This is a genomic window from Cedecea sp. FDAARGOS_727 (genome assembly GCF_012273235.1).
Lineage (GTDB): Bacteria > Pseudomonadota > Gammaproteobacteria > Enterobacterales > Enterobacteriaceae > Cedecea > Cedecea davisae.
Genome location: NZ_CP050966.1, coordinates 2543888 through 2570032 on the forward strand (window position 1 = coordinate 2543888; position 26145 = coordinate 2570032).

Consider the following 26145-nt stretch of genomic DNA (forward strand, 5'->3'; position numbering starts at 1 on the left):
AACCCGTACCCGTAGGGGGACACATGACCACATTTGAGACCAACACCGCGCCCGTTGAGGCCAGCGGTGAGGGCACCCGTACGCCTGAAGGTGCCGTACGCTGGGCTATTCCGCTGTCGCTGCTGGCCTGCGTACTGCTGGCGTTTTTCGACAAAATCAGCATTGCGGCGCTATTTTCCGATAGCCATTTCCAGCAGGCGATGGGCATTGATTTTGATACTACGCGCCTTGGCATTCTGATGAGTGCCTTCCTGCTCAGCTACGGCTTTTCGTCGGTCTTTTTAAGCGGGCTGGGGGACAAAATTGCGCCGCTGCGCCTGCTCACCGGAATGATGGCGGTATGGTGCGTGCTGATGGTGGCGATGGGCTTTACCCACAACTACACGTTAATGATTGTGCTGCGCATCCTGCTGGGCGTCGCGGAGGGACCGCTGTTCCCGCTGGCGTTCGCCATTGTGCGCCATAGCTTCCCGCAGCATTTACAGGCGCGTGCCACCATGCTGTGGCTGTTAGGTACGCCGGTGGGCGCGGCGATTGGTTTTCCGCTTTCCCTCTGGCTGCTTAACACCTTCGGCTGGCAGAGCACCTTCTTCGTGATGGCGCTGCTTACCTTGCCGGTGCTTGTCTTTGTGCGTATCGGCCTGCGCGGGATCCGCCTGGAGGCTAAACCCACAACATCACAGACTTCGCAGGATGAGCGGCGAGCAGCCCGGCGTGAGCTGTTTGTCAGCCCGCACTTCTGGATTATCTGCATCTTTAACATCGCGTTTCTCACCTACCTGTGGGGCATAAACGGCTGGCTGCCCGGCTACCTGATTAAAGGTAAAGGAATTCATCTTGAGCATGCGGGCTGGCTGTCGTCGATGCCATTTATCGCCATGCTGGCAGGCGAGATTATTGGCGCATGGCTCTCGGACCGGGTCGATAAACGCGCCGCCGCCTGTTTTATTTCAATGGCAGGGGCGGCTATTGGGCTGGTGGTGGTCATGCACCTTGATACTCCGCTGGCCGTGATTGCGGCGATGAGCTTTAGCACTTTTATGTGGGGCACCGGAGCCCCCAACATTTTCGCCTTGCTGGCGAAGGCTACTCACCCACGGGTAAGCGCCACGGCGGGCGGCATCTTCAACGGGCTGGGAAACTTTGCGGGCGCGCTGTCGCCAGCGGTGATGGGCGCATTAATTGCTTTCACCCACAACATGGATTCCGGGCTGATTTTTCTGGCGGTGATGGCGGCGGTGGGCTGCGTCCTGTTACTGCCGCTGCTGCGACGTTACTGAGGAGAGTGTCATGACTGATTCAACCATAACTGCAAAACCAGGCATTAAACCTGAACACCTGACGATGGAAGAGTGGGTCGAGTCGCGCATTGCGCGCTTCGAAGGCCGTAAATATGACTGGAACGCGCTGAAGTTTCAGGCCGATTTCGATCCGAAATACCGCCGTGCGCAGATGCGTTACATCGGTACGGGGGCGACGGGGGTGGCGAGTGATACCAACACCGTTCAGGCGGAGCACTTTACCTTCTCTACCATGGTGCTGCCATCGAAGTGCGAAGGACCCCTGCACCTGCACGATGATGTGGAGGAAGTCTTCTTCATGCTCAAAGGGCAAATCACCCTGATGATTCAGGATGGCGATAACTACACCGAAACCGTGCTGCGCGAGCGCGATCTTATTTCCGTGCCGCCGGGTATCTATCGCGGGCTGTTTAATCACGGTGAAGAAGAGGCGCTGATGTGCGTGATGCTCGGTACTCAGAAGCCGCATATCCCAACCTACCCGGAAGATCATCCGCTATCAAAAGTGAAGCGGAACTAGGGGGGCGCTATGACGGGGTTTCGTGAACAGGGAAGCGGCATTCCGCTGATGTTACTGCATGGCATCAGTTCAGGCGCAGCTTCCTGGCATAAGCAGATGTCGCTGAAAGGTTTTCGCGTGCTGGCGTGGGACATGCCCGGTTACGGCGAAAGCCCAATGCTGGCGGTTGAGCCTGCGAATGCCGGGGATTATGCCGAGGCGCTGGCCGCGATGCTCGACCGCGCTGGCATCTGGCGGGCGGTGCTGGTTGGCCATTCTCTGGGCGCGCTGGTCGCCAGCGCGTTTGCCGCGAAGTACCCGGAGCGCGTACTGCATCTGGTGTTGGCGGATGCCGCTCAAGGATACGGCCAGGCCGCGGCGGAACAGCGCGAGCAGGTGTGGCGCAACCGTGAGCAACAGATGGCGCTCGGCGGTGAAATTCTGGCGCAAACCCGGGCCGCGAAGCTGCTGCGCCCCGGCGCGAGTGCGGAAGATATCGCCACGATAGCGGCGGGGATGCGCAAGCTTAACCCCGATGGCTATCTGGCCGCTGCCTGGATGCTGGTACACGACGATATTCACGGTTGGCTGAAGCGTTGCTCCGGTGCGTTTGAAGTCTGGTGCGGTGAGCAGGATGCCATCACGCAGCTGGAGCTGGTACAGGGGTTGGCGCTGCGTTATGGCATGCCGTTTATCGTCATTCCGCAGGCCGGGCACGCCAGCTATATCGATAACGACGCGTTTTTTAACCAACAGCTTTTACGCATTAACGAAGAGGTGCGCGATGAATGCACAAATTGACGGGCGCGTAGCGGTAGTCACCGGCGGTTCTTCCGGCATTGGCTTTGAAACGCTGCGCCTGCTGCTGGGTGAAGGGGCAAAAGTCGCCTTCTGTGGCCGCGACCAGGACCGGCTCGCCAGCGCGCACGCTGCGCTGCAAAACGAATACCCCAGCGGGGAGATTTTCTCTTATCGCTGCGATGTGCTGAATGCTGATGAGGTACTGGCGTTTGCAGATGCGGTGAAATCTCGCTTTGGCGCGGTAGATATGCTGATCAACAACGCCGGGCAGGGCTATGTTGCGCACTTCAATGAGACTCCGCGTGAGGCATGGTTGCACGAAGCCGGGCTCAAGCTGTTCGGCGTCATCAACCCCGTTCAGGCGTTTCAGCCGCAGCTGGAGCAATCGGATATCGCCTCGATTACCTGCGTGAACTCACTGCTGGCACTCCAGCCGGAGGAGCACATGATCGCCACCTCTGCGGCCCGTGCGGCGCTGTTGAACATGACCCTTACGCTCTCAAAAGAATTGGTGAGTAAAGGTATTCGGGTGAACTCGATTCTTCTTGGCATGGTGGAGTCCGGGCAGTGGCAGCGTCGCTTTGAAAATCGTGCGGATAAAAGCCAGAGCTGGCCGGAGTGGACGGCAGATATTGCCCGTAAACGCGGTATTCCTATGGCCCGCCTGGGCAAGCCGCAGGAGCCTGCCCAGGCGCTGCTGTTCCTGGCCTCGCCGCTGGCCTCGTTTACCACGGGTGCCGCGCTGGACGTTTCCGGCGGTTTTTGTCGCCATCTGTAAGGAAGCATCATGAAAAAGATCATGTTAATTGGCTATGGGGCAATGGCGCAGGCGGTGATTGAGCGCCTGCCTGCTCAGGTTTCCATCGGCTGGATTGTGGCTCGTGAATCTCACCATGCCGCGATCCGATCGCAGTTTGGTGGTGCGGTGGAGGCGCTGACCTCGCCGATGGAGTGCGCTGATACGCCCGACCTGGTGCTGGAGTGTGCCAGCCAGCAGGCGGTGGCGCAGTACGGCGAAGAGATTTTGCGTCGAGGCTGGGATCTGGCGGTGATCTCTACCGGCGCGCTGGCAGATAGCGCGCTGGAACAACGCCTGCTTAATGCGGGCGGCAATCTGACGCTGCTCTCCGGCGCCGTGGCAGGTATAGATGGGCTGGCTGCGGCAAAAGAGGGCGGGCTTGAACGAGTGACCTATCGGTCGCGCAAAAGCCCGGCAAGCTGGCGCGGCAGCTACGCTGAGCAACTTATCGATCTTAATGCAGTATCTGAAGCGCAGGTTTTCTTTGAAGGCAGCGCCCGTGAAGCGGCGCGCCTGTTTCCGGCTAACGCCAACGTTGCTGCGACCGTGGCGCTCGGCGGCATTGGGATGGATGACACCCGCGTACAGCTGATGGTTGACCCGGCCACGAAACGCAATACCCACACGCTGCACGTCGAAGGGGGGTTTGGTGAGTTTCATCTCGAGCTGAGCGGCCTGCCGCTTGCCAGCAATCCGAAAACCTCCACTCTGGCGGCACTCAGCGCGGTACGCGCCTGCCGCGAACTGGCAAAGCGCTGAGGAGCTACGATGGAAGAGTTGAATATTTTTATTGGCGGGCAGTGGCGGCGCGGCGGCGGTAACTTGCTGCAAAGTTATTTTCCTGCTGATGGTTCGCTTAACGCCACGCTGAACGCAGCAAGTCTGGAAGATCTGCAGGATGCTATTGCGGCCGGAGAGCGCGCATGGCGCGATCCTGCATGGCGAAATAGTCTGCCTCACAACCGCGCGAAGATCCTGCACAGGGTGGCGGATCTGATTGAGTCTCGCCTCGATGACCTGGCGCGCATGCAGAGCCGCGATAACGGTAAACCTCTGGCGGAAGCGCGCGGGCTGGTGATGAGCGCGGCGGGAACTGCGCGCTATTTTGCTGCTGCCTGCGAGCTGCTGGAGGGTGAATTGCCCACGCCACGGCAGGCTGACTTACTGACGCTAAGCCGCTATGAGCCGCTTGGCGTGGTGGCAGCGATTACGCCGTGGAATTCGCCGATTGCCAGCGAAATGCAAAAAGTCGCCCCGGCCATTGCAGCCGGTAATGCGGTGATCCTCAAACCCGCCGAAGCCACGCCGCTGATGGCGCTGGAGCTGGCGCGTATTTTTGAACAGGCCGGGCTGCCTGCCGGGCTGCTGAGCGTATTGCCGGGCAAGGGTTCGACGATCGGCGATGCGCTGGCACGTCACCCTAAGGTACGGAAGATCTCTTTTACCGGTGGCACCACTACAGGCCGCCATCTGGCGCACGTAGCGGCAGAAAAGCTTATTCCTGCCTCGCTCGAACTGGGCGGTAAATCCCCGACCATCGTTTTGGAAGATGCTGATATTGAGCAGGCCGCACGCGGGATCTGCTACGGCATTTTCAGCTCGGCAGGACAGGCATGCATCGCCGGTTCACGCCTGTTTATTCATGAAAGCGTTTATCCGCAACTGATGGCGCGCCTGTTGGAAATCACTCGCGGGCTGCGCATCGGCCATCCCTTCACTGACGGCGTGCATATGGGGCCGTTGATTAACGAGAAGCATCGTCAGAGCGTACAGGAGTACGTTGAACTGGCGAAGCGTGAGGGGGGCCGCGTGCTATGCGGCGGGGAGATCCCGGCCGATCCGCAATTGGCAACCGGCAGTTTCTTCCAGCCTACGATCGTTGAAGGGCTGAGGAATAGCGCCCGCGCCTGCCAGGAAGAGATCTTCGGCCCGGTGCTGGTCGCCATGCCTTTTAGCGATGAAGCGGCGTTGATTCGCGAGGCTAATGACTCGGTTTACGGCCTTGCGGCAGGTATCTGGACGCGGGATACCGGTCGGGCTCTGCGCCTGAGCGAGAAGCTGGAAGCAGGCACTGTGTGGATTAACACCTACAAAGTCTTTGCAATTTCGACCCCGTTTGGGGGCTTTAAAGAGAGCGGTCTGGGCCGCGAAAAGGGCATTCAGGGGCTGAAAGCCTGGATGCAGCAAAAGAGCATTTATCTGGCGACGGGCAACGGCGTCAACCACTGGTGCGACTGAGAAAAGGGTGAGCAATGAGTGAAATGATAACCGTCGGCGATGCCATCGCCAGAACGCTGGAGCAGTATCAGGTTGATGCCATTTATGGCGTCATCTCTATTCATAATTTGCCGATAGCGGATGCGGTGGGGCAGCGGGGTAATATTCGCTTTGTTCCGGCGCGTGGTGAAGCTGGCTCTGTGACTATGGCCGATGCCCACGGGCGTTTTTCCGGCCTGGGCGTGGCGCTGACGAGTACCGGTGCTGGCGCAGGTAACGCGGTTGGCGCGCTGGTTGAGGCGATGAATGCCTGCACGCCGCTGCTGCACCTGACCGGCCAGGTGGAGAAGGCCTGGCTTGATGCCGATACTGGCTTTATCCACGAAACCCGCGACCAGCTGACCTTCCTGAAGGCCAGTTCAAAGCGCGCGTATCGCATCAGCAATGCCAACCAGGCGATGGCAATATTGCACAAAGCCATTCAGGAGGCGCAGACGCCGCCGTGCGGGCCGGTTTCTGTCGAAATCCCGATTGATATTCAGAGCGCGAAAATCCCGCTGTCCCTGGTGACGGCCCCGGTGAAACCAATTCAGGTTTCTACCTTTGATGCAGAAGTTGTCGATACGCTCTGGGCTCAGCTTAAACAGGCCAGACAGCCGCTACTCTGGCTGGGCGGCGGGGCGCTGGGAAGTGTTGGCGCCGTGAAAAAACTGGCGGATGCAGGGATCACCGTTATCTCCAGTACCCATGCGCGCGGCGTGCTGGCGGACAGCCATCGTGCCAGCCTGCGTGCGTTCCATAACTCGCCGTCGGTTGAGGCACTCATCGCGCAGTGCGACTTTACGCTGGTGGCCGGTTCACGCCTGCGCAGCAATGAAACCCGCTCCTGGACGCTTGAACTGCCGCATCCACGCGTGCAGGTTGATATCGATCCAGCGGCGGCGAGCCGTAACTATCTTATGGATAATACGCTTGTGGCTGATTGTTCTGCGCTGCTAGCCGCTCTGGCGGATAAAGCACAGGGGCGTGAATGGGGCAGCGCCCGGTGGGATGCTCAGGTGCAGGAGGCGGTTGCAAAAGCGGAGCAGGGGCTGCGGGAACAGTGCGGTGCTTATGCGAAGCTCAACGATGCTATTGAGAAAGCATTACCGGCGGATGGCCTGCTGGTTCGCGATATCACCGTTTCCGGCAGTCTGTGGGGCAGCCGCCTGTTCCGTGCTCATGGGCCATTGATGAACATCCATTCCCTGGCGGGGGCTATCGGTATGGGCCTGCCGATGGCCATCGGCACCGCAATTGCTAATCCACAACGTAAAGTGGTGGGGCTGGTCGGTGATGGCGGGCTGAGCCTGAACCTGGGGGAACTGGCGACGCTGGCGCAGGAGAAAGCCAATGTCACGCTGCTGGTGATGAACGACGGCGGTTACGGCGTGATGCGTGGCATTCAGGATAAGTATTTCGGCGGGCGGCAGTATTATAACGAACTGCATACGCCGGACTTTACCCTACTGGCGCAGGCGATAGGATTACAAGCCTGGAGTGTGGAGCGGGCCGAGGATTTTGATGCGGTGATGACTGAGGCTCTGGCGATGCCGGGGCCTTCGGTGGTGGAAGTGCGAATGGGGCAGATTGGCGCGCTGAAGTTTGCCGGGCCGCCGCAGAAGACGCTTTACTGAGCACTGCGCCGTGCTGCCAACCTGACTTTCTCCCCGTACGCTCGGGGAGAAAGCAGGCAGATATTCAGGGGCAGGGTGAACTCGTTGCAATATCATAAAGGAGGCAAATATGCCTCCTGCTGAATTACTTAAGCCCGTCCGCCGCCATGCGGTCGCGGATGTGCTGAGCGCGCGCCGCCGAGGCCGGATGATCGTCCAGCATCGAGCTTTGGCGACCTTCGTCCAGCTTAGCCAGCTTCTCAAAACTGGTGGCGAGACCAAGCGGATTAATACCGCGCTTGCGCAACAGATCGTAAGAGTAGTCGTCCGCTTCTGATTCCTGGCGCTGAGAGAACTGAGCGTTCACCAGTTTTTCGCCTAAATCCCCCAACTGAGATTGTGACAGGTTGCCGATTACGCCGCCTGCCGAAGCCGCCGCCACGCGAGCCGCATTCGTGCCGAGCGCGACCTGCATACCCTTCTTCACATGCCCAAGCGCAACGTGCCCCATTTCGTGGCCAATCACTGCCTCGACTTCGTTGTCGTCCATCATATCCATCAGGCCGCTGTAAACCCGGATGCAGCCGTTAGCCATGGCGAAGGCATTCACGTCTTTGGTGACGTATACCTTGTAGTTCACCGGCAGTCCGTTGATGTTGTCCCCAAGCGCGGAGGCAATCTTGTTCAGACGCTGGGTATAAGGGCTGTTTGCCGGAGCGAGAGTGGCTTTGCTGTCCTGCTGCTGGCAGGCTTCGTCGCTCAGGGCCTTCACCTGGGCGTCGCTTAAAGTGTAGGCCTGGAATGCTTCGGCCCCCGAGGTCAGTAGCCCGTTGGAATCCATTCCCTGGCAGCCGCTCAGCAGGGCAGCGACGCTCAGGCTCAGTAATATTGGGCGCATCTTCATGGCCATTTTCCTTTCTTTATAATAGGTAAAAACAGAGTCGGATTTACCGCAGGCGGGGCGGCTCCAGACTTAGTATAAAGAAGAATAAATGGCCTGCGCATCAGGTTGCGCAACTTGCGAGCGTTATCCAGAGATTTCTTACCCTGTCAACGGCGCGCCGCATGTACATGACCATTCCCCTGGTGTACATTGTTGTCACATTTTCGGGCGTAGCCCATAACGCATCGTAGTCAAGGCGCGATCTTCAACCATCCGATCTGGAGTCAAAATGTCCTCTCGTAAAGAGCTTGCCAATGCTATTCGTGCGCTCAGCATGGACGCAGTACAAAAAGCCAAATCCGGCCACCCGGGTGCCCCTATGGGTATGGCCGACATTGCCGAAGTCCTGTGGCGTGATTTCCTGAACCATAACCCGCAGAACCCGTCCTGGGCCGATCGCGACCGCTTCGTGCTGTCCAACGGCCACGGTTCTATGCTGATTTACAGCCTGCTGCATCTCACCGGTTATGCCCTGCCGATTGAAGAACTGAAAAACTTCCGTCAGCTGCACTCCAAAACCCCGGGTCACCCGGAAGTGGGCTATACCGCCGGTGTAGAAACCACTACTGGTCCACTGGGTCAGGGCGTTGCGAACGCGGTCGGTATGGCTATCGCTGAAAAAACGCTGGCAGCGCAGTTCAACCGCCCGGGTCACGACATCGTGGATCACTTCACCTACACATTCCTGGGTGATGGCTGCATGATGGAAGGCATCTCTCACGAGGTTTGCTCCCTGGCCGGTACCCTTAAGCTGGGTAAACTGGTCGCGTTCTACGATGACAACGGCATCTCCATCGACGGTCACGTTGAAGGCTGGTTCACCGACGATACCGCTAAACGCTTTGAAGCCTACGGCTGGCACGTTGTGCGCGGCGTAGACGGCCACGATGCCGACGCTATCAAACGTGCGGTAGAAGAAGCTCGCGCGGTAACCGACAAGCCATCCCTGCTGATGTGCAAAACCATCATCGGTTTCGGCTCCCCGAACAAAGCGGGTACTCACGACTCCCACGGCGCGCCTCTGGGCGACGCAGAGATTGCGCTGACCCGTGAAGCGCTGGGCTGGAAGCACGCTCCATTCGAAATTCCTTCTGACATCTATGCTCAGTGGGATGCGAAAGAAGCGGGCCAGGCCAAAGAAGCGGCCTGGAACGAGAAGTTCGCCGCTTATGCTAAAGCCTTCCCGCAGGAAGCCGCTGAATTCACTCGCCGTATGAAGGGTGAAATGCCGGCGGACTTCGACGCGAAAGCGAACGAATTCATCGCTAAGCTGCAGGCTAATCCGTCCAAGATTGCCAGCCGTAAAGCGTCCCAGAATGCTATCGAAGCCTTCGGCCCGCTGCTGCCAGAATTCCTGGGCGGTTCTGCTGACCTGGCTCCGTCTAACCTGACCTTGTGGTCTGGTTCTAAAGCTATCAACGAAGATACCGCCGGGAACTATATCCATTACGGCGTGCGTGAATTCGGTATGACCGCTATCGCCAACGGTATCTCCCTGCACGGTGGCTTCCTGCCGTACACCTCTACCTTCCTGATGTTTGTGGAATATGCCCGTAACGCGGTGCGTATGGCCGCGCTGATGAAGCAGCGCCAGGTGATGGTTTACACCCACGACTCCATCGGTCTGGGCGAAGATGGCCCGACTCACCAGCCGGTTGAGCAGGTTGCTTCCCTGCGCGTAACGCCTAACATGAGCACCTGGCGTCCGTGTGACCAGGTTGAGTCTGCGGTAGCGTGGAAATACGGCGTTGAGCGTCACGATGGCCCGACTGCGCTTATCCTCTCCCGTCAGAACCTGGCTCAGCAGGATCGTACCGAGCAGCAGTTGAAAGACATCGCCCGCGGCGGTTACGTGCTGAAAGATTGCGCTGGTCAGCCAGAGCTTATCTTCATCGCGACCGGTTCCGAAGTTGAGCTGGCCGTTGCCGCATGGGATCAGCTGACTGCCGAAGGCGTCAAGGCCCGCGTGGTTTCCATGCCGTCCACCGACGCGTTCGACAAGCAGGATGCCGCTTACCGTGAGTCCGTGCTGCCGAAAGCCGTTTCTGCTCGCGTAGCCATCGAAGCCGGCATTGCCGACTACTGGTTCAAATACGTTGGCCTGAACGGCGCTATCGTTGGGATGACGACCTTCGGTGAGTCTGCTCCAGCAGAACTGCTGTTCGAAGAGTTTGGCTTCACCGTTGAGAACGTGGTGAAACAGGCTAAAGCGATTCTGTAATCAGTCTCGTCAGATAAAGGGGTCGCTTCGGCGGCCCTTTTTTATGCCAATTATTCCATGATTGTGTTGTTCGTTATTCCACCGCCGCCTTTATCCGTTGCAGTTATTCCACTAAAATTGTGACGTGCGTCAGAAGTTGGTGCGACCGTAATGGGGTATCGTTCCTTTTATTCCCGCTTTGGCTTAACATAGCTGAAGCGTTTCAGTCGAATAAATGTTCGACAATTAAGCAAACAAGTGCAGTTTCATGAGTGCGAGGATTCCCCTCGGGCGGTTGCTGGATTACTCTGTCAGCCACTTAATCCCAGGGATTCTGGCAGGAGAGATATGACCGTACGCATCGCTATTAATGGCTTCGGTCGCATTGGGCGCAACGTGGTACGTGCTTTGTACGAATCTGGTCGCCGTGCGGAAATCACCGTGGTAGCAATCAACGAACTGGCGGATGCTGCGGGTATCGCGCATCTGTTGAAGTACGACACCAGCCATGGCCGCTTTGCGTGGGACGTGCGCGAAGAGCGTGACGTCCTGTTTGTCGGCGATGACAGTATTCGCCTGCTGCATGAGCCCACCATTGAGGCGCTGCCGTGGCGTGAACTGGGCGTTGATATCGTGCTGGATTGCACCGGCGTGTTCGGCTCGCGTGCCGACGGCGAAGCTCACCTGGCCGCAGGTGCGAAAAAGGTGCTGTTCTCGCATCCCGGCGGTAACGACCTCGACGCCACCGTGGTCTTCGGGGTTAACCATGAGCTGGTGGAAGATAACCATCGCATCGTCTCCAATGCCTCCTGCACCACAAACTGCATTATTCCTATTATTAAACTGCTGGATGATTCCTTTGGCATCGAGTCCGGGACGGTAACCACCATTCACTCGGCGATGCACGACCAGCAGGTTATTGACGCTTATCATCCCGACTTACGGCGTACCCGTGCGGCAAGCCAGTCGATCATTCCGGTGGATACGCGTCTTGCGGCCGGTATTACGCGTATTTTCCCACAGTTTAATGACCGTTTTGAGGCCATTGCGGTACGCGTACCGACGATAAACGTCACGGCGATTGATTTAAGCGTCACGGTGAAAAATTCAGTAAATGCCTGTGAAGTCAACCAGTTGCTGCAAAAATCGGCGCGAGAAGCATTTCATGGTATAGTTGACTATACGGAATTACCGTTGGTCTCGACTGATTTTAACCACGATCCGCACAGTGCCATCGTAGACGGCACGCAAACGCGGGTCAGTGGGCAACATCTGATTAAAACACTAGTCTGGTGTGATAACGAATGGGGCTTCGCCAACAGGATGCTCGACACCACGTTGGTTATGGCTCAATGGATTTCAGGTAAGGCGCAGGTTGCGTCTGCAAAACTTTAAGAATCAACGAGAGGATTCACCATGTCTGTAATTAAGATGACCGATTTGGATCTGGCTGGTAAACGCGTTTTCATCCGTGCCGATCTGAACGTGCCGGTTAAAGACGGGAAAGTCACCAGCGACGCGCGTATTCGTGCTTCTCTGCCGACCATTGAACTGGCTCTGAAGCAGGGCGCAAAAGTCATGGTAACTTCTCACCTGGGTCGTCCGACCGAAGGCGAGTACAACGAAGAATTCTCTCTGCTGCCGGTTGTTAACTACCTGAAAGACAAACTGTCTAACCCGGTTCGCCTGGTCAAAGACTATCTGGATGGCGTTGAAGTTGCCGAGGGTGAGCTGGTTGTTCTGGAAAACGTTCGCTTTAACAAAGGCGAAAAGAAAGACGACGAAGCACTGTCCAAAAAATATGCCGCTCTGTGTGACGTATTCGTAATGGATGCCTTTGGCACCGCACACCGCGCGCAGGCTTCTACCCACGGTATCGCTAAATTTGCTGACGTTGCCTGTGCAGGCCCGCTGCTGGCAGACGAACTGGAAGCGCTGGGCAAAGCTCTGAAAGAGCCGGCTCGCCCAATGGTTGCTATCGTTGGTGGTTCTAAAGTTTCTACCAAACTGACCGTGCTGGACTCCCTGTCCAAAATTGCTGACCAGCTGATCGTTGGCGGCGGTATCGCTAACACCTTCGTTGCAGCCCAGGGCCACAACGTGGGTAAATCCCTGTATGAAGCAGACCTGGTTGATACTGCCAAAGAACTGCTGACCCGTTGCGATATTCCGGTTCCAACCGACGTGCGCGTAGCGACCGAGTTCTCCGAAACCGCAACCGCGACCCTGAAATCTGTTGCTGACATCAAAGATGAAGAGCAGATCCTGGATATGGGCGATGTTTCCGCTGAGAAACTGGCTGAGATCCTGAAAAACGCAAAAACCATTCTGTGGAATGGCCCGGTTGGCGTGTTTGAATTCCCGAACTTCCGTAAAGGTACCGAAATCGTTGCTCGCGCTATCGCCGACAGCGAAGCCTTCTCTATCGCAGGCGGCGGCGACACTCTGGCGGCTATCGACCTGTTCGGTATCGCAGACAAAATTTCCTACATCTCTACCGGCGGCGGCGCATTCCTCGAGTTCGTGGAAGGCAAAGTTCTGCCAGCAGTAGCGATGCTCGAAGAGCGCGCTAAGAAGTAATTGTTACGGGCAGGGTTTCCTGCCCGTTGATTTATTGCCGCCCGGCAAGCATCAGGACGGCGATTCAATTTTTCCAAGGCCTACAGGACACATCCACATGTCTAAAATTTTTGATTTCGTAAAACCAGGTGTTGTAACCGGTGACGACGTACAGAAAATCTTCCAGGTAGCAAAAGAGAACAACTTTGCTCTGCCAGCTGTTAACTGCGTCGGTACCGACTCTATTAACGCCGTACTGGAAACCGCTGCGAAAGTTAAATCTCCGGTTATCGTTCAGTTCTCTAACGGCGGTGCTGCTTTCATCGCTGGTAAAGGCGTGAAAACTGATGTTCCACAGGGTGCTGCTATTCTGGGTGCTATCTCTGGCGCACACCACGTTCACCAGATGGCTGAACATTACGGCGTGCCGGTCATTCTGCACACCGACCACTGCGCTAAGAAACTGCTGCCGTGGATCGACGGCCTGCTGGACGCCGGCGAAAAACACTTCGCTGCTACCGGTAAACCACTGTTCTCTTCCCACATGATTGACCTGTCCGAAGAGTCTCTGGAAGAAAACATCGCAATCAGCTCTAAATACCTGGAACGCATGTCCAAACTGGGCATGACCCTGGAAATCGAACTGGGCTGCACCGGCGGTGAAGAAGACGGCGTGGACAACAGCCACATGGACGCTTCTGCTCTGTACACCCAGCCAGAAGACGTTGACTATGCGTACACCGAGCTGAGCAAAATCAGCCCGCGTTTCACCATCGCTGCTTCATTCGGTAACGTACACGGCGTGTACAAACCGGGTAACGTGGTTCTGACTCCAACCATCCTGCGCGACTCTCAGGACTATGTTTCTAAGAAACATAACCTGCCGCACAACAGCCTGAACTTCGTATTCCACGGTGGTTCCGGTTCTTCCGCTCAGGAAATCAAAGACTCCGTAAGCTACGGCGTTATCAAAATGAACATCGATACCGACACCCAATGGGCAACCTGGGAAGGTATTCTGAGCTACTACAAAGAAAACGAAGCTTACCTGCAGGGTCAGCTGGGCAACCCGAAAGGCGCCGACCAGCCGAACAAAAAATACTACGATCCACGCGTGTGGCTGCGTTCAGCCCAGGCATCTATGATCGTTCGCCTGGAGCAGGCATTCAAAGAGCTGAACGCGGTAGACGTTCTGTAATTTGAGCCAATAAATGCTTCGGTAAAAACCCGCTACGGCGGGTTTTTTTATGTTCAAATAAAATCATAATAATTGCAGTTATTTTTAATTTTATTTTCATTATTTCATTTAACTTGTGCAAATTTACCGCAATAAATATAAAACCTCATTATCAATAACAAGTTACTTACATTTATATGAATTTATTATCTCCATAAATTTATTTTATCTGCGATATTTAGGTTGACCTTAATCATATAAATTGCAAATTTAAAAATCATAACTCATTGTTTTTAATTGGTTAGTTGTCATTCGTGTGCTTCTTATACAATAACCGGTTGAGCATTTGCGAGTCGCAGCACATAACATCCAGGAGGGAATTCGTAAGATCGCCGCCATTGATAACTTATTAGGCATGGCGCTTTATGGACAATATGACATTACCTAAAACACAGCACCTGGTTGTATTTCAGGAGGTGGTCAGAAGTGGTTCATTTGGTTCCGCGGCTAAGCAGCTGAGTTTGACTCAGCCTGCGGTAAGCAAAATCATCAGCGACATGGAAGCGTTGTTCGGGATGGAACTCATTATCCGCAAGAATACCGGCGTGAAGCTCACCGGGGCGGGAAAGATACTGCTCGGGTATTCGGAGTCGATTACGCGTGAAATGCGTAATATGTGTGATGAAATGAACTGCCTGGTGGGTAATGGCTCAGTGGATGTTTCATTCGGCTACCCTTCGCTTATCGGCTTTACCTTCCTGCCGGGCATGGTCGAAGCCTTCAAAGAGCTTTACCCTCATGCAGAAGTATCGATGTTTGAAGCGCAGCTCTCTTCCTTCTTACCGGCGATACGCGACGGGCGGCTGGACTTCGCCATTGGCACCCTCAGCGACGAGATGCTGCTACAGGACCTGCATATTGAGCCGCTGTTTGAGTCCGAGTTTATTTTGGTGGCCAGCCGAACGCGAACGCGCGGCGGCGCGATGACGCTACGCTCATTGAGCCATGAGCAGTGGGTGTTGCCTCAAACCGAAATGGGCTACTACAGCGAACTCCTGACCATCCTGCAAAAAAATAATATTACCCGAGATAAAATAATTAAAACCGACTCTGTTGTTACTATCTATAACATGGTGCTTAAAGCCGGGTTCCTGACCATTATTCCACGCGACATGATAGCGCCTTTTGGTTCTCAGCAATTTATACAGGTTCCGCTAACCGACGAATTACCTACAGCACGCTATGCAGCAGTCTGGTCTAAAAATTATCGTATAAAAAAATCAGCTTCAACTTTGGTTGAATTAGCCAGAGCGCATTCCGTGCGCAGTCAGGCTCAATTTAATAAATTAACGGTGGTGGCTTAGTAAAAAAACTACCCGAATCGTTTTAATTGATTAATTAACCCAGGGCGGCAAATTAATTTTATTTGCCATCTCTAATATTTTTTTATTGTTTTGTTATACAGAGGTCAACATGCATATCGACAACGAACTTCCTGTCACCATTAACGACGTTCTGGAAGCTAAAAAAAGAATTTCTGGCTACGTGTATAAAACAGGGATGCCGCGTTCTAATTATCTTAGCGAATGCTGTAAAGGTGACATCTATTTAAAATTTGAAAATATGCAGCGCACCGGCTCGTTTAAAATGCGGGGCGCATTTAATAAGCTTAGCTCGCTCAGTGAGGAAGAAAGAAGCCGCGGTGTCGTAGCCTGCTCGGCCGGCAATCATGCTCAGGGTGTTTCCCTGTCGTGCGCGCTGCTCGGGATTAATGGCAAGGTGGTGATGCCAAAAGGCGCGCCTAAGTCGAAAGTAGCGGCCACTACCGACTATTCGGCACAGGTCATTATTCACGGCAATAACTTTAACGAAACTATTGCTAAGGTCAGTGAAATTGTTGAGATGGAAGGGCGCATTTTCATTCCGCCGTATGACGACGTAAAAGTCATTGCCGGGCAGGGTACTATTGGCCTGGAAATACTTGAAGATCTTTATGACGTCGATAACGTGATTGTGCCTATCGGCGGCGGCGGCCTGATTGCCGGTATTGCGGTGGCGATTAAATCCATTAACCCAACAATTAATATCATCGGCGTGCAGGCAGAAAATGTTCACGGTATGGCTTCATCATTCCGCTGTGGAGAAATAACCGCCAATCGAAGCGCCAGCACTTTGGCTGATGGCTGCGACGTAGCTCGCCCGGGTAATTTAACTTTCGAAATCGTTAAAAAATTAGTAACTGATATTATTTTAGTCAGTGAAGAAGAAATCAGAAACAGCATGGTTGCGCTCATTCAGCGCAATAAAATTGTAACCGAAGGGGCGGGAGCTCTGGCCTCTGCCGCATTATTAAGCGGCAAGCTTGATCATTATATTAAAGGTCGGAAAACGGTCAGCCTTATTTCCGGCGGGAACATCGATTTGTCTCGCGTCTCTGAAATTACCGGCACCGCGGAAGCCTGCCTGAACTAACTAAGGATCTTCATTATGAGTAATGCAGAAACAACCCTTGTTGGCCAAAAAGACACCTCCCTGTGGCGTAAATCCGACACCACCTGGACGCTGGGTCTGTTCGGCACCGCCATTGGTGCCGGGGTACTGTTTTTCCCTATCCGTGCGGGTTATGGTGGCCTGATACCTATCCTTATCATGCTGGTTCTGGCCTACCCGATAGCCTTCTTCTGCCACCGCGCGCTGGCTCGCCTGTGCCTTTCCGGCAGTAACCCTTCGGGGAACATCACCGAAACGGTTGAAGAGCATTTTGGTAAAACCGGCGGGGTGGTTATCACCTTCCTGTACTTCTTCGCAATTTGCCCGCTGCTGTGGATTTATGGCGTCACCATTACCAACACCTTTATGACATTCTGGGATAACCAGCTTCAGCTGGCACCGCTTAACCGCGGGCTGGTTGCGCTGGTGTTGTTGATGCTGATGGCGTTTGTCATCTTCTTCGGTAAAGACCTGATGGTGAAGGTGATGAGCTATCTCGTGTTTCCGTTCATCGCGAGCCTGGTGATTATTTCCCTGTCGCTTATCCCTTACTGGAACTCTGCGGTTATCGATCAGGTGAACCTCAGCGAGATCGCTTTAACCGGCAATGACGGAATACTGGTAACGGTGTGGCTCGGTATCTCCATCATGGTGTTCTCCTTCAACTTCTCGCCTATCGTCTCTTCGTTTGTGGTGTCTAAGCGCGAAGAGTATGAGGCGGATTTTGGTAAGCAATATACCGAGGATAAATGTTCCAAAATCATCTCACGCGCCAGCATGCTGATGGTTGGGGTGGTGATGTTCTTTGCTTTCAGCTGCCTGTTCACGCTGTCGCCGGAGAATATGGCCGAAGCAAAAGCGCAGAATATCCCGGTGCTTTCCTACCTTGCGAACCACTTCTCTTCTATGTCCGGCTCTAAGTCCACCTTCGCGACCGTGCTGGAATACGGGGCATCAATCATTGCCCTGGTAGCGATTTTCAAATCCTTCTTCGGCCATTACCTCGGCACGCTGGAAGGGCTTAACGGCCTTATCCTGAAGTTTGGTTATAAGGGTGACAAAACTAAGGTTTCCCAGGGCAAGCTCAACCTGGTCAGTATGGTGTTTATCATGGGCTCGACCTGGGTTGTGGCCTACGCCAACCCGAACATTCTTGACCTGATTGAAGCCATGGGTGCGCCGATTATTGCCGCTCTGCTCTGCCTGCTGCCGATGTACGCCATTCGCAAAGTCCCGGCGCTGAGTAAATATAAAGGCAGAACCGAAAACATATTTGTCACCGTTATCGGCATGCTGACGATTCTGAATATTGTATACAAAATATTGTAATTAACCGTCATTGGCTCAGGATGAGTGAACGTTAAGATGAATGAATATCCGGTAATATTAACCATAAACTGTGGCTCATCTTCGGTTAAATTTTCCGTGCTGGATGAAATATCCATGGAGCCACTATTAACGGGAATTTGCGAAGGGATTAATACCGAGTCTGCCTCGCTGACTGTTAATAACGGAGAGCCAGTGAGGCTGGCGCATTCCGATTATGAAGATGCGCTGGCGGCCATTGCCCTGGAACTTGAAAAGCGTGACCTGATTAAAAGCGTGGCCTATATCGGCCACCGCATTGCGCACGGCGGGGCGATTTTCGGCGAGTCGGTACTGCTCACGGATGACGTTGTTGAAAAAATTCGTGAAGTCTCGCCTCTCGCGCCGCTGCACAATTATGCCAACCTCAGCGGCGTGGCCTCGGCCCGGCAGCGATTTCCCGGCGTGCCGCAGGTCGCGGTGTTTGATACCAGCTTCCACCAGACGATTAGCCCGGAGGCCTATCTCTACGGCCTGCCGTACCGCTATTTCGAGGAGTACGGCGTCAGGCGTTATGGGTTCCACGGCACCTCCCACCGCTACGTTTCCATCCAGGCAGCTGAATTGCCTGAGCTGAAAGGAGCCGCACCGGGGCTGGTTATTGCTCATCTTGGGAACGGCGCATCGGTTTGCGCAGTTGTGGAAGGGGAAAGCGTTGATACCTCGATGGGCATGACGCCGCTGGAGGGGCTTATCATGGGCACCCGCTGCGGCGACGTGGACTTTGGCGCGATGGTGTGGCTGGCAAGGCAAACCGGGCAATCGCTGGATGACCTTGAGCAAGTGGCAAACACCGAGTCAGGGCTGCTGGGACTTTCGGGTATCTCTTCCGATCTCCGGGCGCTGGAGAAGGCCTGGCGAAGTGGCGACGGCAGAGCACAGCTGGCGATCGATACTTTTGTTCACCGCATCGCCAGAACGATTGGCGGGCATGCCACTTCATTGCCGCATTTTGATGGCTTAATTTTCACCGGCGGCATCGGTGAAAACTCCGCGCTTATTCGCAGCCTGGTGATTAAACATTTACGCGTATTCGGTATTGAACTGGACGAAGAAAAAAACGCGCGGCCTAATTCCGACGGCGAACGGGTTATTTCAGCCGAAGGCTCTGCGGTGCTGTGCGCGGTAATTCCTACCAATGAAGAAAAAATGATTGCTCTTGATGCCCGGCAATTGGGCAAAGCATCTCGCTTAGCGGAATTCGCTTAATCTCATTTGTGGTACAGAGGATAGAATTAATGAAAGTGGATATTGATATTTCCCATGATAATTATGCTCATGCCTGGCAGCAATTCCGCGGAGAGAGCTGGCAGCATGAAATTAACGTTCGGGATTTTATCCAGCAAAACTATACGCCGTATGAAGGTGATGACGCATTTTTGTCGGGCGCTACGGCGGCCACTACGGCACTGTGGGAAAAGGTCATGGAAGGCATTCGTGTTGAAAACGCCACCCATGCGCCGGTGGACTTTGACAGCAATGTCGCCACTTCAATTACCGCTCACGCTCCCGGCTATATTATTCAGGACCGTGAGAGGATCGTTGGCCTGCAAACGGATAAGCCGCTAAAGCGCGCGCTACATCCTTTTGGCGGCATCAATATGATCAAAAGCTCGTTTGAAGCCTACGGCCGCAAAATGGACCAGCACTTCGAGTATCAGTTTACCGAGCTGCGTAAAACCCATAACCAGGGCGTATTCGACGTCTATTCGCCGGATATTCTGCGCTGCCGCAAGTCCGGCGTGCTGACGGGATTACCGGACGGCTACGGGCGCGGGCGCATCATCGGCGATTATCGTCGCGTTGCGCTATACGGCATCGGCTATCTGGTTCGCGAGCGCGAGCTACAGTTTGCCGACCTGCAGCAAAAACTTGAGCGCGGTGAGGATCTGGAGGCGACTATCCGCCTGCGTGAAGAGCTGGCGGAACACCGCCACGCGCTGCTGCAAATTCAGGAGATGGCCGCCGGTTATGGCTTCGATATTTCACGCCCGGCAGGCAATGCGCAGGAGGCTATTCAGTGGCTCTACTTTGCCTATCTGGCAGCGGTGAAGTCTCAGAACGGCGGGGCAATGTCGCTTGGGCGCACGGCGAGCTTTATCGATATTTATATTGAACGCGATATTAATGCTGGCCTGCTCAACGAACAGCAGGCGCAGGAATTAATCGACCACTTCATTATGAAAATCCGCATGGTGCGTTTCCTGCGTACGCCGGAGTTTGATTCCCTGTTCTCCGGCGACCCTATCTGGGCGACGGAAGTGCTGGGCGGAATGGGGCTCGACGGGCGCACGCTGGTGACCAAAAGCGCCTTCCGCTACCTGAATACGCTTTACACCATGGGGCCAGCACCTGAGCCAAACCTGACTATCCTCTGGTCCGAAGCGCTGCCGAAGGCGTTTAAGGTGTACGCCGCCAGGGTGTCCATCGAAACCTCGTCATTGCAGTATGAAAACGATGACCTGATGCGCAGCGACTTTGCCAGCGATGACTACGCGATTGCCTGCTGCGTAAGCCCGATGATTATTGGCAAGCAAATGCAGTTCTTTGGCGCTCGTGCCAACCTCGCGAAAACCCTGCTGTACTGCATCAACGGCGGGATGGATGAAAAGCTGAAGATCCAGGTTGGGCCTAAAACCCCGATGCTGCTCGATGATGTGCTGGACTACGACAAGGTGATGACCAGCCTCGATAGCTTTATGGACTGGCTGGCGGTGCAGTACGTTACGGCGCTTAATCTTATCCACTATATGCACGATAAATACAGCTATGAAGCTTCGCTGATGGCGCTGCATGACAGAGACGTTTACCGCACCATGGCCTGCGGCATCGCCGGGCTTTCGGTGGCGGTGGACTCGCTGTCGGCTATCAAACACGCGGTTGTGAAGCCGGTGCGCGACCATACCGGGCTGGCGGTAGATTTTGTCATTGAGGGCGACTATCCGCAGTACGGCAATAATGACGACCGGGTGGACGCCATCGCCTGCGATCTGGTTGAGCGCTTTATGAAGAAAATTCAGGCGTTGCCAACCTACCGCGGCGCGGTGCCGACTCAGTCTATCCTGACCATCACTTCGAATGTGGTTTACGGGCAAAAAACCGGCAACACGCCGGATGGCCGCAGAGGTGGAACGCCGTTTGCTCCCGGCGCTAACCCGATGCACGGGCGTGATACTAAGGGCGCGGTCGCTTCTTTGACCTCCGTGGCGAAGCTGCCGTTTAGCTACGCGAAAGACGGGATTTCGTACACGTTTTCCATCGTGCCTGCCGCGCTTGGCAAAGATGACTCGATTCGTCGCCTGAACCTCGTGGGGCTGCTTGACGGTTATTTCCATCACGATGTAAAAACGGAAGGCGGCCAGCACCTGAACGTTAACGTGATGAATCGTGAGATGTTAATGGATGCCATCGAACACCCGGAAAATTACCCGACGCTAACCATTCGTGTTTCCGGCTACGCGGTGCGGTTTAACGCCTTAACGCGCGAACAGCAGCAGGATGTTATTTCCCGAACCTTTACCCGGGCGCTGTAAGTCACCCATAAGCCCGGGCTCAGGCCCGGGTTTTCCCTTCTTTTGCTGCATTAACACTCAATTTGCGATCAATTTTGTGACCTGTTTGGCACATTCATGCGTTTTTGTTTACCCTTTACGGTCTGTGCTGCGTCTCCTGGCGTAGAAACTTTTCAGACAAGGAACAGTAAATGGAAGATCTCAACGTAGTAGACAGTATTCATAATGCCGGAGGATGGCTGGCGCGAAATCAGGAGCTCCTGCTGAGCTACGTGGTTAACATCGTCGCCGCCATCGCCATTCTCATTATCGGGATGATTATTGCCCGCCTGATATCCAGCACGGTAAACCGCCTGATGCTGGCCCGGGGCATCGACAGCACCGTAGCCGACTTCCTTTCCGCGCTGGTGCGCTATGGCATTATCGCCTTCACGCTGATCGCGGCCCTGAGCCGGGTCGGGGTGCAGACCGCATCGGTCATCGCGGTGCTGGGTGCTGCGGGTTTGGCCGTTGGCCTGGCATTGCAGGGGTCGCTGTCCAACCTTGCGGCTGGCGTACTGCTGGTGACCTTCCGTCCGTTCCGGACCGGTGAGTATGTTGACCTCGGCGGGATCGCCGGAACCGTACTCAACGTACAGATTTTTTCTACTACCATGCGTACCGTTGACGGCAAAATCGTGGTGGTGCCGAACGGTAAAATTATTGCCGGCAACATCATCAACTTCTCCCGCGAACCGGTACGTCGTAATGAATTTATTATTGGCGTTTCCTACGATGCTGACATCGATCAGGTTAAGAAGATCCTTACCGACATCGTTAGCCGTGACGAGCGCGTGCTGAAAGATAGAGATATCACGGTGCGCGTTAACGAACTGGGGCCTTCTTCGGTGAACTTTGTGGTGCGCGCCTGGAGCAAGAGCGGCGACCTGCAAAACGTCTACTGGGACGTGCTGGAGCAAATTAAGAAGGGGCTGGATGCCAACGGCATCGGCATTCCTTACCCGCAAATGGACGTTCACGTTCGTAAAACCAACGAAACTGAAAACGCGTAATCCTCAGGGCCGACATTTGTCGGCCTTTCTTTTACCTTTCAATATTAGCTTCCCTTATTGGTGATTAAAATTAACAATTTCCTCTAATAATAATTGCGCATTACACTCCCGGTCAGTGATTGATAATTTGAGGGTAGTTAGCGTGTTATCTTATTATTTTCAGGGGGTTGCACTTGGGGCGGCGCTAATACTGCCGCTGGGGCCGCAGAATGCTTTTGTGATGAATCAGGGCATTCGCCGCCAGTATCACCTGATGATTGCCTCGTTGTGTGCGCTGAGCGATATCATCCTGATTTGCGGCGGGATCTTTGGCGGTAGCGCCATTCTGATGCAGTCTCCGTGGCTACTGGCGCTGGTGACCTGGGGCGGCGTGGCGTTTCTGCTGTGGTACGGCTGGGGCGCGCTTCGCACGGCGATGAGCAACAACCTTGAGCTTGCTTCGGCGCAGGTCATGAAGCAGGGACGCTGGAAAATTGTGGTCACCATGCTGGCGGTGACGTGGCTTAATCCGCATGTCTACCTCGACACTTTTGTGGTGCTGGGCAGCCTTGGCGGCCAGCTTTCGGAAGAGCCAAAGCGCTGGTTTGCGCTGGGCACGGTTAGCGCCTCGATTATCTGGTTCTATGGTCTGGCTATTCTCGCCGCCTGGCTGGCTCCACGCCTTCGCACCGCGAAAGCGCAGCGGATTATCAACGGTGTGGTCGGGCTGGTGATGTGGTTTATCGCCTCTCAGCTGGCGTGGGACGGCGTGCAGCATATCTCGGCGCTGATGGGCTAATTCGCCTTTATCCGATAGACAAGTTACTATTTCAGGCTAAGCTTGCTGGCAGACGCCGGGAGTTTATTTTCCGGCGTAATCACAGTGGAACGTAGCACGGAGGAGTTACAGTGAAGTTTAAAATTTTAGCATTAGCCGCAATGATGGGATTAGGTTCTGTATCGGTTCAGGCGGGCGAGCTGCCTAACGGCCCTCACGTAGTCACCTCCGGGACAGCCAGCGTTGATGCAGTGCCTGATATCGCCACGCTTGCTATCGAAGTGAATGTGTCCGCTAAAGATGCCGCTTCCGCCAAGAAACAGGCCGACGACCGCGTTGCGCAGTATCTTGGCTTCCTGCAGAAAAACGGCGTTGAGAAGAAAGACATCAACGCGGCTAACCTGCGCACTCAGCCAGAATATGATTACCTGAAAGACGGTAAAACCCAGCTGAAAGGCTACCGTGCGGTACGCCAGGTTGAAGTGACTTTGCGTCAGCTGGATAAAATGAACGAGCTGCTGGATGGCGCGCTAAAGGCTGGTTTGAACGAAATCCGCTCCGTTTCTCTTGGCGTGTCGCATCCTGAAGAGTACAAGGATAAAGCGCGTAAAGAAGCCATCAACGACGCAACCCGTCAGGCTAAGCTGCTGGCCGAAGGCTTCAACAGCAAGCTGGGTTCGGTGTACAGCGTGCGTTATCACGTTTCTAACTACCAGCCAGCGCCGATGGTGCGCATGATGAAGGCGGACGCGGCAGCGCCGGTTTCCGCTCAGGATACCTATGACCAGCAGACTATTCAGTTTGATGACCAGGTAGACGTAGTGTTTGAGCTCCAGGGCGCGCAGGCTCCTGCTGCCCAGTAAGACGTTACCCTCTCCTTAACGGAGAGGGTTGTTTTTATTCCATATCCTGGCGGAGCACTTTGTGCCCATACTCCAGCAGGGCATCCGTCACGTTACGCATCATGCGGCTTTCCGGCGCAAAACGGTGCCAGTAAAGCATGCGGCGCTGCAACAGCCCAGGCGTTAAGTCGATCAATTCTCCGCTATTCAGCTCTCTCTCAATCTGCAAATGTGGGATCATGCAGCAGGTTGTGCCCTGGCGTGCCAGCTGCACGAATGCTTCCGAAGAGTTAACGATGTGGCACGGTACGCTGCCCGGAGACAGGTCAAAGTTCTGCTGTAAAAAGGCCTGATGCATATCGTCGAGGTGGTCAAACGCCACCGCCGGAGCCTTCAGCAGCGCGGAGCGCGTCACGCCGTTGGGGAAGTAGCGCTCGGCAAAATCTTTTGAGCCGACAAACAGATAATCCAGCGCGCCGAGGCGATCGACCAGGCAGCTCGGCAGCGGCTGAGGCTGAATAGAAACCGCGCCAACCACTTCGCCACGGCGCAGCCGCTCCTGGGTTCGGGTTTCATCTTCAACCTGAAGATTCAGGCGGATAGGTGAGTCGGCAAGCACCGGCGCCAGAGCCGGAAGCAGCCAGGTTGCCAGGCTGTCGGCGTTAACCGCCAGGGAGAGCAGCAGCGGCGTGGAGCCGGTTTGCTCGTCGCCCAGCCACTCTTCTTCCAGCAGCTCAACCTGGCGCAGCAGGGCCAGCAGTTTCTGCCCTTGCTCCGTCGGGCGGGGCGGCACGGTGCGCACCAACAATGGCTGGCCGAACATCGTTTCCAGTTGCTTAATACGTTGTGATACTGCCGACTGAGTAATGCACAGCTTCTGCGCCGCGCGCTCAAATCCTCGTTCACGAATTACCGCATCCAGCGCCTGCAGCGTTCTGTAGTCCGGGCGTTTCATTGTTGTTCACTTACTCCTGATTTCGTCGTGCGAGCACTATGACATAAATTTGCCGTTGATTCAGACCAAATCAGCAAACGCAGGTGCTGCCTGAACGTGATGACGTCAGCATTGCCGCAATCCCGGGGACATTTTCCCGGCGCATGCTCTATAATGCGCGTCAGTTTCCACATCACAGGCATAAAATTATGACGCAGGATGAACTGAAAAAAGCAGTCGGATGGGCAGCACTCCAGTACGTGCAGCCGGGCACCATTGTTGGCGTAGGCACCGGCTCAACCGCCGCGCACTTCATTGATGCTTTGGGCACTATCAAGCACCAGATTGATGGCGCCGTTTCCAGCTCCGACGCTTCCACCGCGAAACTGAAAAGTCTCGGCATCACCGTTTTTGACCTCAACGAGGTTGATTCTCTGGGGGTCTATGTTGACGGCGCGGATGAAATCAACGCCCAGATGCAGATGATCAAAGGCGGTGGCGCAGCCCTGACGCGTGAAAAAATCATTGCCTCGGTTGCGGATAAGTTTATCTGCATCGCGGACTCATCCAAGCAGGTGGATATTCTCGGCAACTTCCCGCTGCCGGTTGAAGTGATTCCCATGGCGCGCAGCGCCGTTGCTCGCGAGCTGGTTAAACTGGGCGGCCGCCCTGAATATCGCCAGGGCGTAGTGACCGATAACGGCAACATTATCCTTGATGTACACGGCCTGAGCATCATGGAGCCGATTAAGCTGGAAAATAACATCAACGGTATTCCGGGCGTGGTGACCGTGGGGCTGTTTGCCAACCGCGGGGCGGATGTTGCCCTGATAGGGACCGCCGATGGCGTGAAAACCATCGTAAAATGATCTGACCGGGGCGCGTCCTGCGCCCCAAAAAACCGTATAAAAAATGACAAATTATTTTAACGGCAAATTTGGTGACATATATCACATTCTGGTAACAGTGCTGTGATTCGTTCCTGGTTCTCTCTCGCTACCAGCATTTTATTCTGACTCCCGCCCCGTTATTCCTTCTCGCC

22 protein-coding genes are annotated in these 26145 nt (G+C 54.9%); 20 read left to right on the forward strand and 2 right to left on the reverse strand.

All coding sequences use genetic code 11. The features are described 5' to 3' along the window. Positions 1-23: 23 nt before the first annotated feature. Genes FOC35_RS12170 through FOC35_RS12200 form a run of 7 tightly spaced genes read left to right on the forward strand, consistent with a single transcriptional unit; the run spans position 24 to position 7293 of the window. Entirely contained in the window at positions 24-1280 is a 1257-nt protein-coding gene (locus FOC35_RS12170; RefSeq protein WP_172569010.1) for an MFS transporter, read from the forward strand. A 10-nt stretch (positions 1281-1290) separates the two neighbouring features. Continuing rightward, positions 1291-1821, forward strand: coding sequence for a cupin domain-containing protein (locus FOC35_RS12175; protein WP_172569011.1), 531 nt, complete (start codon positions 1291-1293; stop codon positions 1819-1821). A gap of 9 nt (positions 1822-1830) precedes the next feature. Next, positions 1831-2601: an alpha/beta fold hydrolase gene (locus FOC35_RS12180; protein WP_172569012.1), complete on the forward strand. Its 771-nt coding sequence runs from the start codon at positions 1831-1833 to the stop codon at positions 2599-2601. Further along, positions 2585-3379, forward strand: a complete 795-nt coding sequence (locus tag FOC35_RS12185; RefSeq protein WP_172569013.1) for an SDR family oxidoreductase — start codon at positions 2585-2587, stop codon at positions 3377-3379. The genes FOC35_RS12180 and FOC35_RS12185 overlap by 17 nt, the downstream gene beginning before the upstream one ends. Before the next feature lie 9 nt (positions 3380-3388). Then, positions 3389-4159, forward strand: a complete 771-nt coding sequence (locus FOC35_RS12190; RefSeq protein ID WP_172569014.1) for an aspartate dehydrogenase — start codon at positions 3389-3391, stop codon at positions 4157-4159. A gap of 9 nt (positions 4160-4168) precedes the next feature. Next, positions 4169-5638: an aldehyde dehydrogenase gene (locus FOC35_RS12195; protein WP_172569015.1), complete on the forward strand. Its 1470-nt coding sequence runs from the start codon at positions 4169-4171 to the stop codon at positions 5636-5638. 14 nt (positions 5639-5652) lie between these two features. After that, entirely contained in the window at positions 5653-7293 is a 1641-nt protein-coding gene (locus FOC35_RS12200; RefSeq protein WP_172569016.1) for a thiamine pyrophosphate-binding protein, read from the forward strand. A 124-nt stretch (positions 7294-7417) separates the two neighbouring features. Here FOC35_RS12200 and FOC35_RS12205 read toward each other — a convergent pair whose 3' ends face one another. Beyond that, on the reverse strand, positions 7418-8176 hold the full coding sequence (locus FOC35_RS12205) for a M48 family metallopeptidase (protein WP_172569017.1): 759 nt from the start codon (positions 8174-8176) through the stop codon (positions 7418-7420). Positions 8177-8444: 268 nt separating this feature from the next. Between FOC35_RS12205 and tkt the strand changes: the two genes are divergently transcribed. The 12 genes from tkt to FOC35_RS12265 all read left to right on the forward strand — a co-directional run bounded on the left by tkt (position 8445) and on the right by FOC35_RS12265 (position 24190). Then, positions 8445-10436 (forward strand): transketolase, encoded by a 1992-nt coding sequence (tkt, locus tag FOC35_RS12210; RefSeq protein WP_016538133.1) that lies wholly within the window; start codon positions 8445-8447, stop codon positions 10434-10436. Between the two features lie 327 nt (positions 10437-10763). Further along, a complete protein-coding gene (gene epd, locus FOC35_RS12215; protein WP_172569018.1) occupies positions 10764-11810 on the forward strand; it encodes an erythrose-4-phosphate dehydrogenase in 1047 nt (348 codons plus the stop codon). Positions 11811-11831: 21 nt separating this feature from the next. Then, positions 11832-12995 (forward strand): phosphoglycerate kinase, encoded by a 1164-nt coding sequence (gene pgk, locus FOC35_RS12220; RefSeq protein WP_016538131.1) that lies wholly within the window; start codon positions 11832-11834, stop codon positions 12993-12995. Between the two features lie 97 nt (positions 12996-13092). Continuing rightward, positions 13093-14172 carry a class II fructose-bisphosphate aldolase gene (gene fbaA / locus FOC35_RS12225; protein ID WP_172569019.1) on the forward strand — a complete coding sequence of 360 codons (1080 nt, stop codon included), beginning with the start codon at positions 13093-13095 and terminating at the stop codon, positions 14170-14172. Positions 14173-14576: 404 nt separating this feature from the next. Further along, positions 14577-15515 (forward strand): transcriptional regulator TdcA, encoded by a 939-nt coding sequence (gene tdcA, locus FOC35_RS12230; RefSeq protein WP_172569020.1) that lies wholly within the window; start codon positions 14577-14579, stop codon positions 15513-15515. Between the two features lie 109 nt (positions 15516-15624). Then, a complete protein-coding gene (gene tdcB / locus FOC35_RS12235; protein WP_016538128.1) occupies positions 15625-16623 on the forward strand; it encodes a bifunctional threonine ammonia-lyase/L-serine ammonia-lyase TdcB in 999 nt (332 codons plus the stop codon). A 15-nt stretch (positions 16624-16638) separates the two neighbouring features. After that, a complete protein-coding gene (gene tdcC / locus FOC35_RS12240; protein WP_016538127.1) occupies positions 16639-17970 on the forward strand; it encodes a threonine/serine transporter TdcC in 1332 nt (443 codons plus the stop codon). A 36-nt stretch (positions 17971-18006) separates the two neighbouring features. Continuing rightward, positions 18007-19215, forward strand: coding sequence for a propionate kinase (gene tdcD, locus FOC35_RS12245; protein WP_172569021.1), 1209 nt, complete (start codon positions 18007-18009; stop codon positions 19213-19215). A gap of 29 nt (positions 19216-19244) precedes the next feature. Then, on the forward strand, positions 19245-21539 hold the full coding sequence (gene pflB, locus FOC35_RS12250) for a formate C-acetyltransferase (RefSeq protein ID WP_016538125.1): 2295 nt from the start codon (positions 19245-19247) through the stop codon (positions 21537-21539). A 170-nt stretch (positions 21540-21709) separates the two neighbouring features. Beyond that, on the forward strand, positions 21710-22570 hold the full coding sequence (gene mscS, locus FOC35_RS12255) for a small-conductance mechanosensitive channel MscS (protein ID WP_016538124.1): 861 nt from the start codon (positions 21710-21712) through the stop codon (positions 22568-22570). 142 nt (positions 22571-22712) lie between these two features. Next, on the forward strand, positions 22713-23348 hold the full coding sequence (gene argO / locus FOC35_RS12260) for an arginine exporter ArgO (protein ID WP_039898807.1): 636 nt from the start codon (positions 22713-22715) through the stop codon (positions 23346-23348). 110 nt (positions 23349-23458) lie between these two features. Then, positions 23459-24190 (forward strand): oxidative stress defense protein, encoded by a 732-nt coding sequence (locus tag FOC35_RS12265; RefSeq protein WP_039898806.1) that lies wholly within the window; start codon positions 23459-23461, stop codon positions 24188-24190. A gap of 34 nt (positions 24191-24224) precedes the next feature. Here the strand turns inward: FOC35_RS12265 and argP are convergent, their stop codons facing one another. Next, on the reverse strand, positions 24225-25124 hold the full coding sequence (gene argP, locus FOC35_RS12270; protein WP_016538121.1) for a DNA-binding transcriptional regulator ArgP: 900 nt from the start codon (positions 25122-25124) through the stop codon (positions 24225-24227). 188 nt (positions 25125-25312) lie between these two features. Between argP and rpiA the strand changes: the two genes are divergently transcribed. Then, positions 25313-25972 (forward strand): ribose-5-phosphate isomerase RpiA, encoded by a 660-nt coding sequence (gene rpiA, locus FOC35_RS12275; protein WP_172569022.1) that lies wholly within the window; start codon positions 25313-25315, stop codon positions 25970-25972. Positions 25973-26145: the final 173 nt, after the last annotated feature.

Coding starts and splice junctions, on each gene's coding strand:
- FOC35_RS12170 (WP_172569010.1), top strand. CDS start 24: ATGACCACATTTGAGACCAACACCGCGCCCGTTGAGGCCAGCGGTGAG.
- FOC35_RS12175 (WP_172569011.1), top strand. CDS start 1,291: ATGACTGATTCAACCATAACTGCAAAACCAGGCATTAAACCTGAACAC.
- FOC35_RS12180 (WP_172569012.1), top strand. CDS start 1,831: ATGACGGGGTTTCGTGAACAGGGAAGCGGCATTCCGCTGATGTTACTG.
- FOC35_RS12185 (WP_172569013.1), top strand. CDS start 2,585: ATGAATGCACAAATTGACGGGCGCGTAGCGGTAGTCACCGGCGGTTCT.
- FOC35_RS12190 (WP_172569014.1), top strand. CDS start 3,389: ATGAAAAAGATCATGTTAATTGGCTATGGGGCAATGGCGCAGGCGGTG.
- FOC35_RS12195 (WP_172569015.1), top strand. CDS start 4,169: ATGGAAGAGTTGAATATTTTTATTGGCGGGCAGTGGCGGCGCGGCGGC.
- FOC35_RS12200 (WP_172569016.1), top strand. CDS start 5,653: ATGAGTGAAATGATAACCGTCGGCGATGCCATCGCCAGAACGCTGGAG.
- FOC35_RS12205 (WP_172569017.1), bottom strand. CDS start 8,176: ATGAAGATGCGCCCAATATTACTGAGCCTGAGCGTCGCTGCCCTGCTG.
- tkt (WP_016538133.1), top strand. CDS start 8,445: ATGTCCTCTCGTAAAGAGCTTGCCAATGCTATTCGTGCGCTCAGCATG.
- epd (WP_172569018.1), top strand. CDS start 10,764: ATGACCGTACGCATCGCTATTAATGGCTTCGGTCGCATTGGGCGCAAC.
- pgk (WP_016538131.1), top strand. CDS start 11,832: ATGTCTGTAATTAAGATGACCGATTTGGATCTGGCTGGTAAACGCGTT.
- fbaA (WP_172569019.1), top strand. CDS start 13,093: ATGTCTAAAATTTTTGATTTCGTAAAACCAGGTGTTGTAACCGGTGAC.
- tdcA (WP_172569020.1), top strand. CDS start 14,577: ATGGACAATATGACATTACCTAAAACACAGCACCTGGTTGTATTTCAG.
- tdcB (WP_016538128.1), top strand. CDS start 15,625: ATGCATATCGACAACGAACTTCCTGTCACCATTAACGACGTTCTGGAA.
- tdcC (WP_016538127.1), top strand. CDS start 16,639: ATGAGTAATGCAGAAACAACCCTTGTTGGCCAAAAAGACACCTCCCTG.
- tdcD (WP_172569021.1), top strand. CDS start 18,007: ATGAATGAATATCCGGTAATATTAACCATAAACTGTGGCTCATCTTCG.
- pflB (WP_016538125.1), top strand. CDS start 19,245: ATGAAAGTGGATATTGATATTTCCCATGATAATTATGCTCATGCCTGG.
- mscS (WP_016538124.1), top strand. CDS start 21,710: ATGGAAGATCTCAACGTAGTAGACAGTATTCATAATGCCGGAGGATGG.
- argP (WP_016538121.1), bottom strand. CDS start 25,124: ATGAAACGCCCGGACTACAGAACGCTGCAGGCGCTGGATGCGGTAATT.
- rpiA (WP_172569022.1), top strand. CDS start 25,313: ATGACGCAGGATGAACTGAAAAAAGCAGTCGGATGGGCAGCACTCCAG.